Source organism: Streptomyces sp. NPDC055078, assembly GCF_053607985.1.
In genome coordinates, this window is the sequence record NZ_JBSGUP010000117.1 from 1 (window position 1) to 16,237 (window position 16,237).

The following is a 16,237-nucleotide window of genomic DNA, read 5'->3' on the forward strand; positions in this document are numbered from 1 at the left end:
CGTCTGGTGCGATGGCTCGTCGAGGGGCTGCACGGCGATGGCGATCTGCCGCGGGGGCGTCGGCGGCCTGTGCCGGTGGAGCCGCCTTCCAGCAGCGCGTGGGCCTGTGCGATGTCGGCCAGTGGGAGCACGGTGCCGATCACCGGCCGGAGTCTGCCCTGGTCGACCAGGCGGCCGAGGGCTTCGAACTTCGCCCGGCCGGGGCTGGCGAAGAGGAAGTGGTAGGTCGCGTTGACGCCCCACGCGGCGAGCAGGTTCTGCGGTTCGGGGATGTCGACGATGAAGACCACGCGGCCCCGGTTGGTGAGGACCTCCGGGCTGCGGGTGAGGGTGCCCCCGCCGACCGTGTCCAGGACGCCGTCGACTCCGCCCAGCTCGCGGACCTGCGGCACGTAGTCTCCGGTCGAGAAGTCGATCGCGTGGTCGGCTCCCAGTTCTTTGACGAACGCGTGGTCCCTCGCCCGAGCAATGGTCACCACCTCGGCCCCGATCGCGCTGGCGACCTGGATGGCGGCGGAGCCGACTCCGCCCGCTCCGCCGTGCACCAGGACCCGTTCCCCGGCCCGCACCGCGGTGCGTTCGACCAGCGCCTCCCACACCGTCACGCCCACGACCCCGAGACCGGCGGCCTCGACATGCGACAACCGTGCGGGCTTGCGGGCGACCAGGGCCTGGTCGACCACGTGGAACTCGGCATAGGAGCCGGGCCCGGCGAAGGGCGGCGCTATGTATCAGACCTCGTCACCCGGCTGGAAGTCGTCCGCCCCGGGGCCGGTCTCGACCACGACGCCGGACACGTCGTTGCCGATCACCGCCGGCAGCGCCACCTGGTCGCGGTAGTCGCCGCGCCGGGTCTGGAAGTCGAGGGGGTTCACGGATGTGGCCATCACGCGCACCAGCACCTGGCCGGGCCCCGGAGTAGGCCTTGGCAGCTCTCGGGCGGCGAACGCGACTTCCGCGCCACCGAAGCGGACTAGAGCCTGTCTCTCTGATGCGGCGGAGGTGCAGCCGATGCAGTGCGGAAACTTTAGTTCACATCGACAATATCGGGAACTATGGTTTTGTGGGATGCGAATCCCGTCGAAGTGGCGCTGTCCGTCCTGGCCGCTTGGAAGGTGGTGGATGTCGAGATCAAGCGGCTGGCGGAGCGGGCGGCAGCAACCGCTGGCTCCTCCGGCGCGAGTTATGAGCAGCTGGGAGCTGTCTGGGGCATCACCCGGCAGGGCGCCCGTAAGAAATGGCCCGACGCCGTCAGTCGCCCGACACCTGCGGCGGCGGGCAGAAGCACACTTGCGCTGTTCGGAGGGACTGCCGAGCTGGTGCAGTCGCCTTCCGGCGATTGGCGCTGGACAGGTAAGGGCGCTGATGGGACATCCGGCACGGTCGCCGATGGGACGCTTTACACGACCGCAGAAGAAGCAGCGGCCCACGCGGGCGCATTCCTCAAAGCACACGCTCTTGACATCGGCCATCAGCCCTGAAGCTTCTCTCGTGGGTCATCTGCGGGCCCAGATGAGGATGGCCGCGAGGTGGAGTGCGGCCTGGTTGTCGACGATCAAGCTTTTCCCCAGGTTGGGCGGTTTGAGCGTCATGTAATTCCTCATCCCGAATTCTCCTAATTGGCCATGGGTAGCGCGGAGGTCGGGATCGAGGGACCTGGTCGTCGCGGAGCTGGTCAAGTTCCTCGTCCCGTGGTTCGGATGGCCGATGGGCAGCCCGGATGGCGAGGAGAACGTTCGTCGTGGTCGACATCACCGAGATCTACGTCCACTGGTACGCGGGCCGCTCGAAGAGCGAGCTGGCTGCGTCGCTGGGGGTGGACCGCAAGACGGTCAGGAAGTACCTGGCGCCGGCGGAAGCGTCCGGGATCAGCCCGGGCGGCCCGCCGATGAGCGAGTCCGACTGGTCAAAGCTGATCAAGGAGTGGTTCCCGGGGCTCATCGACAGAAGGCTGAGGCAGGTGACCTGGCCGGACATCGACCAGCACCGCGACTACATCAAGAGCCTGCTCGGGACGGTGACCGTCTCGACGATCCACCAGCGCCTGCGTGACGAACACAAACTGCAGGTGTCGATCTCTTCGTTCCGTCGATGGGTGCACGCGACGCTTCCGGACGAGGTGGCGAAGTCGCAGGTCACAGTGTTCCGTGACGACATCGAGCCGGGTTCGGAGGCTCAGATCGACTACGGCTTCCTCGGGCCGTGGATCGATCCGCAGACCGGGAAACGCCACCGGGTCTGGGCGTTCGTGATGGTGCTGCCGTGCTCGCGGCACATGTTTGTCCGGCCGGTGCTGCACCTGGACCAGCACGCGTGGACGGAAGCGCACGTCGCGGCCTTCCGCTACTTCGGCGGCGTCCCGCGCCGGCTCGTCCCGGACAACCTCAAGACCGGCGTCGACAAGCCCGACCTCTACGACCCGAAGATCAACAAGGCGTATGCCGAACTCGCAACGCACTACGGAGCGTTGGTCGATCCGGCCCGGGCGGCGAAGCCGAAGGACAAGCCGCGGGTCGAGCGGCCGATGCCCTATGTCCGCGACTCGTTCTGGCGAGGCCGGGAGTTCACCTCGATCGAGCACATGCAGGCGGAGGCCGTGACCTGGAGCCAGCAGGTCGCCGGGCGGCGGAAGTGCCGGCCGCTGGGCGGGGCCGCCCCGATGGCCGTGTTCGACGCGTTGGAGGCGGCCGAACTGCTGCCTCTGCCGCCGACTCCGTTCGTGCTGGCCCGCTGGTCGACGGCCACGGTCGGCCCGGACATCCACATCAAGGTCGGCCGCACCCTCTACTCGGTTCCGTGGAAGCTGATCGGCCGCCGCGTCGACGTCCGCTCGACCGCCACGATGGTCCAGGTCTTCCACGACACCCAGCTCGTCAAGACCCACACAGCCCTTGACCAGGGCAAACGCACCGACAAGAGCGACTATCCGCCAGAGAAGATCGCCTTTCAGATGCGGACGCCGGTCTGGTGCCGCAGTCAGGCGTCCGAGGTCGGCGACGCCTGCCGCGAAGTCGTCGACCAGTTGCTGGAGGTCAACGTCCTCCTGGAGAGGCACCTGGACGTCGTCGCCGGCTACCTCCGCGGCTTCCTCGGACAAGTGCTGGCATGAAGCAGGGCCGGGGCTGAAAGCAGGGTGCCCTGACCCGATGCCGGGTAGTTGGCGTTTTCGCAGTACATGCAAGGGGTGTTGGGGGATCCTTGACATGTCCTCACCGTCACGAGGGGCGAAGCGATCGCGCTCACCGGTTGGGAGCCCCGCGCGGCCCTTCCATGACGAGGTCCAGCAGCCGGCCGGTGCTCTCCCGCCGCCGTGTTCCGTGCATCTGGTGGTGGCGCCTGCCGAACCAGGCTTCAGCGAGCATTCAGAATTCGAAACCATCATGGGGTTCCACGCGTTCGCCACACCCCGGTAGGGCGCCAGCCGGAAGGGGGCAGGGCCTCGGCCTCAGGGGTGCGTGGCCGTGAATCTTGCTGCAGTGTGCAGGAAACGGTTGCCGAGATGAGTGAAGGCGTCGGTGAGTTCCGGGGGACCGACGACTTCGATTTCGGCGTCGTACTTGGCAAGAGCCGAGGCGAGGCTGGGCCAGGACCAGGATCCGAGGGTGAGGCGGCAGCGACCGTCCCCGAGGTCCTCGATGAGGCCCTCGCGGGTGTAGAGCGCCGCTGTGGCGGCGTCCAGATCGAGGATCACGGTGCCCTGGCACGGCCAGTTCCCGGAGTGGTCGGTGGAGCCGCGGAAGACGCTGGTGGCGTAGGTGGCGACATCGCCGCCGGGAACTTCGCGCCGGGTGAACCGGGGGCCGGTGGGGGTGCGCGGGGTGATCCGGTCGGCGCGGAAGGTACGCCAGTCCTGCTGATCGAGGTCGAAGGCGATGAGGTACCAGCGCCCGGCCCAGGTGATGACGCCATGTGGTTCGACGCGGCGCGGCGGCTTCCCGGTTGCCTGCTCGTTGTCGTCGCCGCTGGTGTAGTCGAAACGCAGGATCTCGCGGGCGTGGACGGCGGCGCTGATCGTGAACAGCGTACCGCTGTCGACCGTGGCCGGCGGCCGGGTGTCAGGCGGTTCGACGGCCGTGACCTGCAGGGCGTTGATCCGGTGGCGCAGCCGGGCGGGCATGACCTGGCTGATGGTGTTCAGGGCCCGCGCGGCAGGTTCAGCGAGGGTGTCGTCCGGCCGACTCGCGGTGATCTGCAGCGCGACGGCGAGTGCGAGGGCTTGTTCGTCATCGAACAACAGCGGCGGCAGTTCGGTACCGGTGCTGAGCCGGTAGCCGCCGTCGGGTCCCTTTACCGCGGCGACGGAGTAGCCGAGCTCACGGAGGCGGTCGACATCACGGCGCACGGTACGCAGGCTGATACCGAGGCGGTCGGCCAGCAGGGCGCCGGGCCAGTCGCGGCGTGTCTGCAGCAGTGACAGCAGAGCCAGCAGTCGGGCAGAAGTTTTCGGCATACGGTCCATGCTGCCCGGAGTAGGTGCCACAACCTGGCACCTACCTCTGAGAGTGTCGTTCTCGAACCGGTCGGCCCGTGAATGGACGGAGATTCCGCCGGTGCGGGGCTCCCTCCCCCATGGGCCCCACTCGCCCCATTCATGTACGGAGTCAGCAGCATGTTCGATGTCCTCGGCGACCTGAACCTGGTCGGGATCCTGATCGGCTTCATTGCGTTCACCCTGCTCGGCGGTGTCTGGTTCGCCGTGCTGTTCCCCAGGGCGTACAACAGGTCGCTGGGCCGTGATCCTCAGGCCAAGCCGGAAGGCTCGCCGCTGTTCTTCGCCGGACCGGCGCTGACCTCTCTGGTCATCACACTCACCAGCGCGATCATGATGGCTGCGCTGGAGATCGACACCCTGGGCGACGCGATGCTGTTCGGCTTCATCGTCGGCTTCGGCTACCTCACCGCCAACACCGTCAACATCGCCATCAACCCGAACTTCCCCCGACCGCTGTTCTACGCGGCGATCTCCGGCGGCTACAACCTCATCGGCAGTCTGATCGTCAGCGCCATCCTGTTGGCCTTCTGACAGTGCCGACGAGATCGGCGACGGCCGGCTCGGACACCGTCTAGCGAAATATGTCAGAGATGTCAGAAATCTTCCTGTAGGAATTCGCAGGACCCAGCACCACGTCATAGGAGTCACCATGGCTTTCACCACCACCGCCCACCTCAACTTCCGGGGCAACGCCCGCGAGGCGCTGGAGTTCTACCAGTCGGTCTTCGGCGGCCGGCTCACCGCCGTCACCTACGGCGACTTCGGCATGCCTCAGGAACTGCCCGACGCCAGCAAGATCGTCTTCGGCCAGATCGCCGGCGCCGACGGTTTCGGCATCATGGCGTACGACATCCCCGCCCAGGCCGGTGCCCAGGCCGGGCAGGCCAATACCACCCGGCGTGAGAACAGCATGACGCTCACCCGCGAACCGTTCTTCATGTCCCTCCGCGGAGAGAGCGCGGAGGAGGTCGGCGAACTGTGGAAGAAGCTGTCCGTGGGCGCGACCGTTGTCGAAGACTTCGGGCCCGCGCAGTGGGCACCGGCCTTCGGGATGCTGACCGACCAGTTCGGTGTCACGTGGATCCTCGACGTGGCCGCCGAGTACACCGCAGGCTGACAGACGTTCTCCCGGGAGTGCATGCCACGTCAACGCGCCTGGTATGCACTCTCGCTCCCGCGGCCAGTCGTCACGTCGTCGGCCCAGCTCACCGGGCGGCGGATGAAGGCCGCCCTCGAATATGTGCAACCGCCGCTGATAGTGGCGCCGCCCTCGGGCGGAGAGAAGAACGCACTGCCGGACCCACTGCTCTCGCGTCTGCTGGTTTCGCTTCTCAATGAGGCAGAATGCGCCGACCCCGACAACCTCCCTTCCGACAACCGACTTGCCTAATGAACTCCCGAGACCCCCCAGGGCCCAGGTGGGGCACCTCCCACGCCCCCAGGGCGCAGGAGGACCATCGGCGACCGACGACAACGCGGCGTGGAGGTCCTCCCCTGGGCCCGCCCGCCCGGGGGCACCCCCACCGGGCCGACCGGGCCCAGGAGGAGCGCGGCTCCAGGGCACACGAACCCAGCAAGACCATCAGACGCGGCCTATGGCGCTTCCGTGGTCACCCGCCCCTGGGCGAGCCTGCGGTGGGCGGCGTCCAGCGCGCAGACCCGCATGCCGTCGTCGCACTCCCGCCCGGCCAGCGTCACGGGCTGGTCGACGAACACGGGCGACACCGAGCGCATCGAGAACTCCCGGATCGTACGGTCCGGGAACCAGCGCGACGCGAAGTCGAGCAGGAGCATACGCATCAGGGGACCGTGCACCAGCAGGTCGGGCAGGCCCTCGACACCCTGCGCCCAGGCCCGGTCGTAGTGCACCCGGTGGGTGTTGAAGGTCAGCGCCGAGTAACGGAACAGCTGTCTGCTGTCCAGGGTCGCCCGCTCCGACCGGTCCCACACCTCGGCCTCGCCGGCGGGCACGCCGACCTGCGCGGCGGCCGGATCGCTCGCTGGCAGGAACACGTCGTGCCAGGTGCTCGTGACCGCGATGTCACCGTCCACCAGGTAGGCCCGCTCGATGTCGGCGAAGACCAGCTCCCCCGCCCGGCCGCGCTTGCGCGTCACGGCCCCCGGCGTGGTGCGCTGCTCGACCGTGTCGCCGTAGCGCAGGGGTCGCAGAAAGCGGGTGTCCTCACCGGCGTACATGCGCCGGGGCAGGCCCGGTCCGGGCACGGTGCCGTCGGTGCCGGGCGAACCGTCCGGCCGCAGGTCGGCGTAAGCAGCGTCGAAGGGGAAGCAGATCCCCTCCCAGCCCGCGGGCAGCGGCTCACCGGGGACCGGTTCCGGGGCGGACGGCGCGAACGTGGAGCGATAGGCGGCGGCGGGCTCGGTCCGCAACGGCTCGCGGCGGATTCTCTCCTCACCCATCCTCAGATCACCTTCGCCGCGCGCAGCGCTTCGATCCGCGCCCGGTCGTATCCCGCGAAGCGGCGCAGCACCTCGTCGGTGTGCTCCCCCACCCTGTTGGCGGGGCGTCCCGGCGCGACGGGAGTGGCGCTGAGCTTGATGGGCGAACCGAACATCCGCAGCGCGCCCAGCGGGCCGTAGTCGGCCTCGACGATCATGTCCCGTTCGGCGGTGCCCGGGTCGTCGACGACCTCTCCGATGTCACGGACGGCCGTCAGCGGGATGGTGTCGCCCGCGAGGTCCTCCAGCTCCTGGCGGGTCCGTCCGGCGAACCAGCCGGTCACCAACGGCTTCACGCGACGGTCGTACGTCTCCTTGTCGAAGCGCTTGCGCATCGTGTCGATCCCGGGCTCCGTGGCCGCCTCCGGCGTGCCGAAGAGCCGGCAGCTCGCCGTCCACAGCTTGTCGGTGTAGCCGCCGAAGAACACCTGGCCGTCGGCGCACGGGAACAGCTCGTACGGCCTGACCCAGGCGTGCGCGTTGCCGGCCGGTGCCGCGATCTTCCGGTCGACCGTGTAGTCGACGACGGCCGTCTCGGTCATGGCGACGACGCTGTCGACCTGGGCGACGTCGACCAGTTGGCCGACGCCGGTACTCTCGGCGTGCCGCAGGGCGGCCAGGGTGCCGATGACGGCGAACATGGTGGCCGAGAGGTCCCCGATGGTGACGCCCATCCGCACCGGCGGGGTGTCGGGGTACCCGTTCATCGACCACAGGCCGCCGGCTGCCTGGGCGGTACTGTCGAACGCCGGCCGGCGGCGACGGCTGCCCGTCCGGCCGTAACCGGAGATGGCCGTGTACACGAGCCCCGGGTTGATCCCGGCCAGGATCTCGTAGCCCAGGCCGAGCTTGTCCATGGTGCCGGGCCGGAAGTTCTCGACGAGGATGTCGGCGTGGGCCACCAGGTCCTTGAGGGCCTGTTTGCCTTCCTCACGGGCCAAGTCGATGCAGACACCGAGCTTGCCGCGGTTGTACTGACCGTAGTAGCCGCTGAACTCCTCGCCGTCCGAGCGCAGGTACGGCGGGAAGCCGCGCGACACATCGGGGTTCGCGGGATTCTCGACCTTGATGACGGTCGCGCCGAGGTCGGCCAGCGTCTGCGCGGCGTACGGTCCCGCCAGGACGTGGGACAGGTCGACGACGACCACTCCGCTCAGGGCGGCACGGCCGTCGGCGCCGGTCTCCGGCTGATCTCTCTGCATCCCGCATCCCTGCCTCTTCGTTGTCGTCGGCTCCGCCGCGTGGACACGGCCGGGTGCCGAATGTCTGGTTCCGCCTCTGCTCCGTACGATCGCGCTGTGCGGGTCGGTGACGAGCTCACCCACCTCGGCGGGTGACAGCGGCGTCCGGACGGACCTGATCGACGCGACGACCCTCGTCCCGTCCGCGGGGGGGCGCCGTCAGGCACGCCGTCATATCGGGCTCCGAATCACGTGAGCCGGCGTGCGGACGTGCGCCCCGCACGCGGCGGCCCTCAGTGTTCGAGCCGCCGCCATGCCAGCTCCGCCAGGAGCGCCGCGTGCTCGTCGAGGCGGGAGTCGTCGAAGACCGCCCGCTCGGAGTGCATCGGGCCACTCGAACCGTTCTCGGGCCGTACGCCGAGGAAGACCAGCGTGCCGGGCACCTTTTCGAGCACGTAGGCGAAGTCCTCGGATGCCATGCCCGGGAACGGCAGGCGCACCACCCGGTCGCCGTAGCGCTCGCCGAGCAGCGCGAGCACCCGCTCGGTCTCGGCCGGGTCGTTGACCGTCACGGGGTAGGACTCGACGTACTCGGTTTCGACCGTGCAGCCGTGCGCCTCGCCGAGCGCGACGGCCAGCGCCGGGAGTTCGTCACGTACCAGCGCGAGTGTCGCCGGCGACAGGACGCGGAGGTTCGCCTCCAGGCTCACGGAGCCGGCGAGGACGTTGCCGGCGGCTGAGTCGGAGGAGACCCGGGTCACCGAGACCACGGCCGGGTCGGCGACCGGTATCCGGCGTGCCACGAAGGACTGCACGGCGAGGATGATCTCGGCCGCCACCGGGACCGGGTCGACGCCGTGGTGGGGGTAGGCGGCGTGGCCCCCGGTACCGGCCACCCGGATGTGCAGCGCGCTGACGCCCGACATCATCGGACCCGGCCGGGTGACCGCCCGGCCCCCGGGCGTCACGCAGTCGACATGGACGGCGTACGCGGCGACCGGACGCTCGCCCGCCGCTTCCAGCACGCCTTCCTCGATCATCAGCCGGCCGCCCGCGTACCCCTCCTCGCCGGGCTGGAACATGAACACGACGGTGCCGGGCAACTCCGCGCGGCGGGCCGCGAGGAGCCGGGCGGCGCCGACCAGTCCGGCCATGTGGAGGTCGTGGCCGCAGGCGTGCATGGCGCCGTTGGCCGCCGCGAACGGCAGGGAGGTGGCCTCCTGGATCGGCAGGGCGTCCATGTCGGAGCGCAGCAGGACGACGGGGCCCGGCCGGCCGCCGCGCAGCACCGCCGTCACCGACGTCAGGCCGTCCCCGGTGGTGACCGCGAGACCGAGGCCGTCCAGCGCCGTGAGGACCGCCGTCTGCGTCCGGGGCAGGTCGAGCCCGACCTCGGGGTGGGCGTGCAGCGCGCGGCGCAGCGCGATCAGGTCGGCGCGCGCCGCCTCATCGGCGGAGAACGCGGAGAACACCGTCACCGCGCTCCGGCCCGTTCCCCCAGCCGCGCCAGCGGTCCCGCGGCCTTGACCGACACCTCCACCGCGGGTCTGTCGCTGTAGGGCACGGGAGTCTCCAGTACGTCGACGACGGCCACCTCCAGCGGATCGGCGCCCGCCTGGATCGCTTTGGCGATCGCCGCCTCCGACGCCTGGGCGATGGCCGACTCCCGGTCTTCCAGGGGACTGATCTGGTCGGCGCGGCCACCGGGTAGCTAGATCTCCTCAACGACCGCGTTCGCGACGTCGCCGTGTTCGGGCCGCACGATGGGACCGGCGCCCGGCAGGTCGTCGGGCACGAGGAAGCCGCCGCCGCCGACCACCACGAGCGGCAGGTCGGCGCGGCCGAGGGAGAGCCGTTCCACGGCTTCCTCGATGAGGATGTGCGCGCGCTCCAGCGCGGCCCGCAGCGCCCGCTCGTTCGCGGCGGTCTGGGCGGGGAGGGTCCGCCCGGCGATCGAGGCGCCCGCGAGGGCCGCCGCGTCCGTCAGGGTGGGCGTCCCGCCGCCGAAGAGCAGTCCCTCCGTCGCGATCCGGTAGCCGACCGAGCCCGGTCCCACGGCGCCGGTCACCGGGTCGATGGTCGTACCGCCGCCCACGCCGAGGCTGAGGATGTCGGGCATCCGGAAGTTGGTCCGCACGCCGCCGATCTCGCGGGGCAGCGTGGACTCGCGGGGGAATCCGTTGACCACGACGCCCAGGTCCGAGGTGGTGCCGCCGACGTCGATGACGATCGCGTCGGTGGCGCCGGAGAGGTACGCCGCGCCGCGGATGGAGTTCGCGGGGCCCGATCCGATGGTGAGCACCGGGTACTGGGCGGCGTAGTCGAGGGACATCAGGGTGCCGTCGTTCTGCGCGAAGAAGGTGACGGCGTCCAGCCCCTCCTCGTCGACGACCGTCACCAGCGCCTCGGTGACCGAACGGGCCACGCTGTGGAGCGCCGCGTTGAGCACGGTCGCGTTCTCCCGTTCCAGCAGACCGGTGGGACCGATGTCCTGGCTGAGGAAGACGCGCGCGTCGGGCCCCAGGTGGGTGCGCAGCAGTTCGGCGACCTTGAGTTCCTGGTCCGGCATCGAGGGGCTGAAGATGCCGGTCACGGCGACGGCGTCGAAGTGGTCGAGTCCGTCGAGGAAGCGCAGGATGGCGTCCCGGTCCAGGGGCGCGATCGGCGTGCCGTCGACCATGTGGCCGCCGCCGACCATCGCGGAGCCGGCCAGGATGAGGCCCGCGAGATCGCCCGGCCAGCCGAGCAGGGGCGGGTACTCGGTCGCCGCGGGGGCCCCGAGCCGGATCGTCGCCACCCGGTCCAACTGCCGTCGGGCGACGATCGCGTTGGTGGCGTGTGTGGTGCCGAGCATGACCCGGGAGACCCGTGACCGGTCCTCGCCGAGCGCCGCGAGCACGTTGGCGATGCCGGCGCGGATGCCGCCGGTGACGTCGTCGGTCGTCGCCTGCTTGGTGTGGGCGAGCACGGTGCCGGTGCCGTCGATGGCGACGGCGTCGGTGTTGGTGCCGCCGACGTCGACGCCGATGGAGAGATCGCGCGTGGGCGTCATCGGGTGCTTCCTCCGAAGGGGGTGTAGGTCAGCTCGTATCCGAACGCCTGGGGTCCGGCGAGTTCGAGGCCGCGCGGTGTCCGCCAGATCGGGTCGCAGGCCCAGGCGAGTACGGACACGCGCTGGCCGTACCGCAGCATCTCGGTCGTGATCGCGTGGCCGGTCTCGGCGTCGATGATGGTGACGTTGTCGGGGACACTCACCAGCACTTCGCCGTCCTCCAGGACGACCAGGTTCTCGTTCTGGATCTCCAGGCGCTGGAGCCGGCCGCGGTCGGTGCCCGTACCGGCGATGGTCACGGAGCCGCGGGAGAAGCCGCCCACGGTACGGCGGTCGAGGTCGGTGATCTTGCCGGTGAGCAGGATCGAGCCGCCGAGTTCCGCTGCCACGGCGAGGACGGGCTCAGAGGAGGAGAGCAGGGCGTGGCCGACGCGGACCGCTGCGCTGACCGTGCCCTCGACGACGGCGCCCTTGGCCGTGTCGGCCGTGAGGGGGTAGTGCACACCGAGGCAGATGGAGCCGCTGGCGACGGTGAGGGCGCGTGCGTGCCGCTCCAGCCAGTGCAGGTCGACGGTCTTGAGCACCGACACGTTGCCGACCACGTCGCTCAGGACGGAGAAGTCGCACGGGACTCCGGCGACGTTCATGGCCACCATGGCCGCGTCGGGGAAGGCCCGGCCCATGCCGTCCGCGTCGAGCAGCTTCAGGCCGAGGCGGGAGGCCCAGCCCACCGGCCCGACGCCGTTGCTGCCGCCGATCTCCGCTGCCATGAGGGCGGTGATGGGGCGGCCGGCGACGGCCTCGGCCTCGCGTACGAGGAGGTCGATCTGGTGCTGGGAAGAGAGCATCTCGATGCCCACGGTGGGGGCGCCGATGCCCGACATGAGGACCACCAGGTCGTCGGGGCCGAGATCGTCGACGGTGACCAGCCGCACCGGTCCGTTCGCGCGGAGCGCTTCCTCGGCGACGATCTGCGAGGTGTAGACCGCCCCGCCGCCCCCGGTGCCGAAGATCGCTGTGCCCGCGGCCAGCGCCGCGACGTCTGAGGCCGCGACGGCTGCGGCCCGGTGAGGGGCGGGCGCGTCGAGGGGTGTGTGAACCATGGGCCTCACGATATGGCGGCGTCCGGAGCGCACCTATGGCCCAGCAAGCCAGAGAATCGCGTCATACTGTGCCAATGGCACAACCAACCGTCTCCGACCTCGCCGCCCAGGGCGACCGCCTCGGTATCCGGCACTGCGCCGGGCCCGCGGACGACCGCGCCATCGTGCGGGTGGACGTCTCACCGCTCGACCTCCTGGGCACCGTGCCGGCGGGAACCCTCGTCATCGTTCCCGGCCCCGAGCACCCGCCGCCGTACCGGCTGGACGTGGCACTGCGTCAGGCGAGCGCGCGCGAGATCGCCGGCATCGTGTTCGCGACCGAGCTGACCCTGCCCGACACCGCCAGGGTGCTCGCCGACCGCGGCGGTGTGCCGGTCTTCGCCGCTCCCGGCGCGCGGTCGGCGGATCTGGCCCTCGTGGTCGACCGGCTGCTGTCGGGCGGCGCGTCCGAGGCGATCATGCGGGCGACGCACACCATCGAGAGGGCCACTCGGGCCGCGGCGGGACCCGACGGGACGCCCGAGCACATCCTCGCCGAGGCGAACCGCATGCTCGGCTCGGAACTCGCCCTCGTGGAGGACCCCACGGTGACCTGGTCGGCGGCCGACGCGGTCTGCGTCGGAGAGGTGCCGATCGGACGGCTCGTCGGGAACCGGTCGGATCCGGCGACGGCCATCGCCCTGCCCGTCGTCGCCTCACTGCTTTCGCGGGCCGCCCAGCGCCAGATCAGCGACCGCTTCGCGCCCACCCAGTCGCGTGCGGACCTCATCGTCGAGCTGGTGCTCGCCGAGTCCCACCGGGTCGAGGGCTTCGTCGGCCGGGCCGCGATGCTCGGGCTCCCCCTCCAGCTCTCGCACGTCGCGGCGTGGCTGATCCCGACCGGCCTCGACCACCCCGAGGCCCGCGCGCCGCGCAGCGTGCAGCCGGCCCTTGAGCTGTTCGCGCTCCAACTGGTCGACGGCCGGGACGAGATGTGGCACGTCTCGTTCGTCCAGGACGACCTGCTCCTCGTCAGCACCGAGGAGCACGGCGCCGGCGACCACCAGCGTCGCCTGCGGGAGGTGGCCGTCCGGCTCCAGGAGTACGCGCGCGGCCTGACCGGGCACGGGTGGGAGTACACCCTGGGTCTCGGCACCCCGCAGACGGGCGCCACCGGTCTGCGTTCCTCCGCCGCCGAGGCGCGGATCGCCGCCGGTTCCGCGATCGCGGCCGGACGCCTCGGCAGCGTCGAGCTGACGGATGTGACGGGTCTGCGCCGGGTGCTGCTCGATGTGTACGCCTCCCCGACCAGCCGCAGCCTGCTGGCCGACATCCTGCTGCCGCTCGACGCGCTCGGCCCCGAGCGGGCGCACACCTCGGTGCGGACGCTGCTCGCCTACCTGTCACACCGCAACTCCCTGGCCCACGCGGGCCGTGAGCTGAACCTGCACCCCAACGCCGTCGGCTACCGGCTCAAGCGGGTACGCGACACGCTCCGGCTCGACCTCGACGACCCCGACACCCGCTTCGCGGTCGAACTCGCCTGCCGGGTGCGGCTGCTCGGTGCCAGCCGCCGCTGAGCGGGGCCGCCCGGCGCGGGCTCTCTCAGCGGCGCACGGACCGCATCCGCGCGGCCAGCTCCGGGTTCGCGTACGGGCCGTCGCCGTCGAGCGCCGCGAGGATGCGTCCGGCGACCGGTTCCGGCTTGTCCTGGCTCATCTTCTCCTTGGTGACCGCCCGGGCCACCCGCATCCGGAAGCCGACCGTGCCGTGCACGGCGCGCCGGGCGTAGGCGGCGTTCTCCGCAGTGCCGCGCATCAGGAACGGGCTGGGCAAGGGAGCCTCGAAGTGGGCCACGAGCCGGTCGAGCCCGGCCAGGTTCTCCTCGTCGGAGAGGATGTCCGGTACGCCGTAGAGGTGGGCGGTGGCGAAGTTCCAGGTGGGTACGGCGGTGGGCAGGCCGTACCAGCTCGGCGAGATATAGCCACTTGGGCCGTACACGACGACGCACAGTTCCTGTGTGCCGAGCCGGTGCAGCGCCTCGTCGGGGCGGCCGACGTGGCCGGCCAGCACCAGTTCGCCGGGGTCCGCGGTGTCCTCGACCAGGAAGGGGCAGTGCGAGACGACGGGCCCGGTGCCGTCGGCGCCGTTGGACACCATGGTCGCCCAGGGGTGCTCCCGTACGAGGTCGGCGGCCCAGTCGAGACCGCCGCCGTTGTACTCGGGGGCTTCACGCATGTCCGGCCCGCTCCGCTCGCGCCGCTGTGCGCGCGAACGCGCGGACGAAGTCGGGCCACAGCTCCCGCGGGATGTCGTGGCCCATCTCCTCGTGGAGGTGCACCTCGGCCTGCGGCATGATCTCGGCGAAGGCCAGCGCCGCGCGCCAGTGCAGGGACTGGTCGCCGCGCCCGTGGATGACCAGCGTCGGCACCGTGACCTCGCGCAGCTGTTCGCGGCGCTCCAGCGGGCCGCGCAGCATGGCGTTCCACTGCCGCACCAGGCCGTCGGGCCGGTAGACACGGTCGTAGTAGCGGGCGCCGAGGGCGGCCGACTCCTCGGCGTCGAAGGGGAAGCCAGGCGACTGGTACTTCCGCTGACCGCCGACGAACATCTCGATGTAGGCATCGCGGTCGAGCAGTTCCGGCGCCCGCGACACCGGCTTCCCGTCCCCGTGTTTCCCGACCAGGAACTCCGGCGCGCTGGACGGCGAGGTCGACATCAGGCCGAGGCTCGCCACCCGCCCGGGGTGTTCGATCGCGACCAACTGCACGATGTAGCCGCCCATCGACATACCGGCCAGGTGCGCGCGGACGATACCGAGGTGGTCGAGCAGCGCGACGACGTCGTCGGCCATGTCGGAGAGGTCGTAGGTGGCCGCGAACTCGTCGGGTCCGCCGGTCTGCTGGGAGAGCCCGACGTCCCGGTTGTCGGGTCGTACGACATAGAAGCCCGCGTCGGCCAACAGCGCCACGAACTCGTCGTGCCAGCCGATGAGCTGGGCGCCGCCGCCGTGCACGAGCACCAGCGGCGGCCCGGCCGGGTCGCCGTCCGTCTCGTAGTGGACCTCGATCCCGGCGGGCGTGATCAGGGTGGGCATGGGATCTCCTACAGGTTCGTCCAGGTGGGCCGGCCGCCCAGCACGGTGGCGGCGACCGGCAGGGTGCGCAGTGCCTCGGCGTCCAGCTCCAGCGGGTCCTCGTCCAGGACGACGAGATCGGCCGCGTCACCGGCCTTCACGTCCATCCGGCCGCGGGCGCTCGCGGCCAGGGCCGCCTCGCGGGTGATCCGCTCGTCCGGGTGCCAGGGCTCGCGCCCGTCGCGGCTGCGCGAGACGGCGGCGCTGATCGCCACCCACGGGTCGAGCGGCGCCACCGGCGCGTCGGAGCCGAGCGCGAGGGTCGCCCCGGCGTCCAGCAGCGAGCGGAACGCGAACGCCCGGTCGCCGCGGCCCGCCCAGTGCGTGTCGGCGACGTCGCGGTCGTCCATGGCGTGCTCGGGCTGCACGCTCGCGACCAGGCCCAGCCGGCCGAAGCGCGCGAAGTCGGCGGCGGAGACGAGCTGGGCGTGCTCGACGGTACCCGGTATGCCCAGGCGCTCGAAGGCGTCGATCACCTGGGTGTTGGCGCGGTCGCCGATGGCGTGGACTGCCGCCGCGATGCCCGCGGCAGCCGCGCGGGCGAGCAGTTCCCCGACGCGCTCGGGGCCGACCGACTGCACCCCGCACGGGTGCGGGTGATCGGCGGGCAGTCCCGGATAGGGGTCCCAGCACAGCGCCGTACGGGTGTTGAGGGAGCCGTCGACCACGATCTTGAGCCGCCCCATCGTGATGAGCCCGCTCGGTTCGAGGACATCGCCGGTGCGCAGACCGCGGTCGATCGCGTCGTCGAGCCGGTCGGGCCACACCGACGCCTCCACGCGCAGCGCGGTCACTCCGGCCGCGACCCGCCGGGGCCAGGACCGGGTGATGTCGGAG

Annotated in this window: 17 protein-coding genes; 5 read left to right on the forward strand and 12 right to left on the reverse strand. The window is 70.9% G+C overall.

Going from position 1 to position 16,237, the window contains the following annotated elements; genetic code table 11:
* Nucleotides 1-683 (reverse strand): zinc-binding dehydrogenase (locus ACWF94_RS13050; RefSeq protein WP_453487421.1); only part of this gene is annotated, 683 nt, incomplete at its 3' end.
* A 48-nt stretch (nt 684-731) separates the two neighbouring features.
* Nucleotides 732-887 (reverse strand): alcohol dehydrogenase catalytic domain-containing protein, encoded by a 156-nt coding sequence (locus ACWF94_RS13055; protein WP_453487422.1) that lies wholly within the window; start codon nt 885-887, stop codon nt 732-734.
* 168 nt (nt 888-1,055) lie between these two features.
* On the opposite strand from ACWF94_RS13055, the gene ACWF94_RS13060 reads away from it, so the two are divergent.
* Both ACWF94_RS13060 and istA read left to right on the forward strand, forming a co-directional pair.
* The gene (locus ACWF94_RS13060; protein ID WP_453487423.1) at nt 1,056-1,481 is read left to right on the forward strand and encodes a hypothetical protein; all 426 of its coding nucleotides are present in this window, start codon (nt 1,056-1,058) and stop codon (nt 1,479-1,481) included.
* 239 nt (nt 1,482-1,720) lie between these two features.
* The gene (gene istA / locus ACWF94_RS13065) at nt 1,721-3,109 is read left to right on the forward strand and encodes an IS21 family transposase (protein ID WP_453487424.1); all 1,389 of its coding nucleotides are present in this window, start codon (nt 1,721-1,723) and stop codon (nt 3,107-3,109) included.
* Between the two features lie 130 nt (nt 3,110-3,239).
* On the opposite strand, the gene ACWF94_RS13070 is transcribed toward istA, so the two are convergent.
* Together ACWF94_RS13070 and ACWF94_RS13075 are read right to left on the reverse strand one after the other, a co-directional pair.
* Nucleotides 3,240-3,362 carry a hypothetical protein gene (locus ACWF94_RS13070; protein WP_453487425.1) on the reverse strand — a complete coding sequence of 41 codons (123 nt, stop codon included), beginning with the start codon at nt 3,360-3,362 and terminating at the stop codon, nt 3,240-3,242.
* Between the two features lie 83 nt (nt 3,363-3,445).
* Entirely contained in the window at nt 3,446-4,450 is a 1,005-nt protein-coding gene (locus ACWF94_RS13075; protein ID WP_453487426.1) for a helix-turn-helix transcriptional regulator, read from the reverse strand.
* Nucleotides 4,451-4,609: 159 nt separating this feature from the next.
* Between ACWF94_RS13075 and ACWF94_RS13080 the strand changes: the two genes are divergently transcribed.
* Both ACWF94_RS13080 and ACWF94_RS13085 read left to right on the forward strand, forming a co-directional pair.
* On the forward strand, nt 4,610-5,023 hold the full coding sequence (locus tag ACWF94_RS13080; protein ID WP_385921874.1) for a DUF1761 domain-containing protein: 414 nt from the start codon (nt 4,610-4,612) through the stop codon (nt 5,021-5,023).
* 118 nt (nt 5,024-5,141) lie between these two features.
* Nucleotides 5,142-5,609 carry a VOC family protein gene (locus ACWF94_RS13085; protein ID WP_453487427.1) on the forward strand — a complete coding sequence of 156 codons (468 nt, stop codon included), beginning with the start codon at nt 5,142-5,144 and terminating at the stop codon, nt 5,607-5,609.
* A gap of 476 nt (nt 5,610-6,085) precedes the next feature.
* Here ACWF94_RS13085 and ACWF94_RS13090 read toward each other — a convergent pair whose 3' ends face one another.
* The 5 genes from ACWF94_RS13090 to ACWF94_RS13110 form a co-directional block, all read right to left on the reverse strand.
* Nucleotides 6,086-6,910, reverse strand: coding sequence for a hypothetical protein (locus ACWF94_RS13090; RefSeq protein ID WP_453487428.1), 825 nt, complete (start codon nt 6,908-6,910; stop codon nt 6,086-6,088).
* A gap of 2 nt (nt 6,911-6,912) precedes the next feature.
* On the reverse strand, nt 6,913-8,151 hold the full coding sequence (locus tag ACWF94_RS13095) for a CaiB/BaiF CoA transferase family protein (protein WP_453487429.1): 1,239 nt from the start codon (nt 8,149-8,151) through the stop codon (nt 6,913-6,915).
* 272 nt (nt 8,152-8,423) lie between these two features.
* On the reverse strand, nt 8,424-9,608 hold the full coding sequence (locus ACWF94_RS13100; RefSeq protein WP_453487430.1) for a M20 metallopeptidase family protein: 1,185 nt from the start codon (nt 9,606-9,608) through the stop codon (nt 8,424-8,426).
* 233 nt (nt 9,609-9,841) lie between these two features.
* Nucleotides 9,842-11,182, reverse strand: a complete 1,341-nt coding sequence (locus ACWF94_RS13105; RefSeq protein ID WP_453487431.1) for a hydantoinase/oxoprolinase N-terminal domain-containing protein — start codon at nt 11,180-11,182, stop codon at nt 9,842-9,844.
* Nucleotides 11,179-12,285: a DUF917 domain-containing protein gene (locus tag ACWF94_RS13110; RefSeq protein WP_453487432.1), complete on the reverse strand. Its 1,107-nt coding sequence runs from the start codon at nt 12,283-12,285 to the stop codon at nt 11,179-11,181. Before ACWF94_RS13110 ends, ACWF94_RS13105 begins: the two co-directional genes overlap by 4 nt.
* A gap of 74 nt (nt 12,286-12,359) precedes the next feature.
* Here ACWF94_RS13110 and ACWF94_RS13115 point away from each other — a divergent pair, with 74 nt between their 5' ends.
* On the forward strand, nt 12,360-13,844 hold the full coding sequence (locus ACWF94_RS13115; protein WP_453487433.1) for a PucR family transcriptional regulator: 1,485 nt from the start codon (nt 12,360-12,362) through the stop codon (nt 13,842-13,844).
* 25 nt (nt 13,845-13,869) lie between these two features.
* Here the strand turns inward: ACWF94_RS13115 and ACWF94_RS13120 are convergent, their stop codons facing one another.
* The 3 genes from ACWF94_RS13120 to ACWF94_RS13130 all read right to left on the reverse strand — a co-directional run.
* Nucleotides 13,870-14,502, reverse strand: coding sequence for an FMN-binding negative transcriptional regulator (locus tag ACWF94_RS13120; RefSeq protein ID WP_453487434.1), 633 nt, complete (start codon nt 14,500-14,502; stop codon nt 13,870-13,872).
* On the reverse strand, nt 14,495-15,361 hold the full coding sequence (locus tag ACWF94_RS13125; protein WP_453487435.1) for an alpha/beta fold hydrolase: 867 nt from the start codon (nt 15,359-15,361) through the stop codon (nt 14,495-14,497). Before ACWF94_RS13125 ends, ACWF94_RS13120 begins: the two co-directional genes overlap by 8 nt.
* An 8-nt stretch (nt 15,362-15,369) precedes the next feature.
* A partial coding sequence (locus ACWF94_RS13130; RefSeq protein WP_453487436.1) for an amidohydrolase family protein occupies nt 15,370-16,237 on the reverse strand: 868 nt, incomplete at its 5' end.

Bases quoted from the DNA above. Each gene is read 5' to 3' on its own strand.
- ACWF94_RS13070 (WP_453487425.1), bottom strand. From the start codon at position 3,362: ATGCTCGCTGAAGCCTGGTTCGGCAGGCGCCACCACCAGATGCACGGA.
- ACWF94_RS13090 (WP_453487428.1), bottom strand. From the start codon at position 6,910: ATGGGTGAGGAGAGAATCCGCCGCGAGCCGTTGCGGACCGAGCCCGCC.
- ACWF94_RS13080 (WP_385921874.1), top strand. From the start codon at position 4,610: ATGTTCGATGTCCTCGGCGACCTGAACCTGGTCGGGATCCTGATCGGC.
- ACWF94_RS13085 (WP_453487427.1), top strand. From the start codon at position 5,142: ATGGCTTTCACCACCACCGCCCACCTCAACTTCCGGGGCAACGCCCGC.
- ACWF94_RS13115 (WP_453487433.1), top strand. From the start codon at position 12,360: ATGGCACAACCAACCGTCTCCGACCTCGCCGCCCAGGGCGACCGCCTC.
- ACWF94_RS13095 (WP_453487429.1), bottom strand. From the start codon at position 8,151: ATGCAGAGAGATCAGCCGGAGACCGGCGCCGACGGCCGTGCCGCCCTG.
- ACWF94_RS13060 (WP_453487423.1), top strand. From the start codon at position 1,056: ATGGTTTTGTGGGATGCGAATCCCGTCGAAGTGGCGCTGTCCGTCCTG.
- ACWF94_RS13120 (WP_453487434.1), bottom strand. From the start codon at position 14,502: ATGCGTGAAGCCCCCGAGTACAACGGCGGCGGTCTCGACTGGGCCGCC.
- ACWF94_RS13110 (WP_453487432.1), bottom strand. From the start codon at position 12,285: ATGGTTCACACACCCCTCGACGCGCCCGCCCCTCACCGGGCCGCAGCC.
- ACWF94_RS13105 (WP_453487431.1), bottom strand. From the start codon at position 11,182: ATGACGCCCACGCGCGATCTCTCCATCGGCGTCGACGTCGGCGGCACC.
- ACWF94_RS13055 (WP_453487422.1), bottom strand. From the start codon at position 887: ATGGCCACATCCGTGAACCCCCTCGACTTCCAGACCCGGCGCGGCGAC.
- ACWF94_RS13075 (WP_453487426.1), bottom strand. From the start codon at position 4,450: ATGCCGAAAACTTCTGCCCGACTGCTGGCTCTGCTGTCACTGCTGCAG.
- ACWF94_RS13125 (WP_453487435.1), bottom strand. From the start codon at position 15,361: ATGCCCACCCTGATCACGCCCGCCGGGATCGAGGTCCACTACGAGACG.
- istA (WP_453487424.1), top strand. From the start codon at position 1,721: ATGGCGAGGAGAACGTTCGTCGTGGTCGACATCACCGAGATCTACGTC.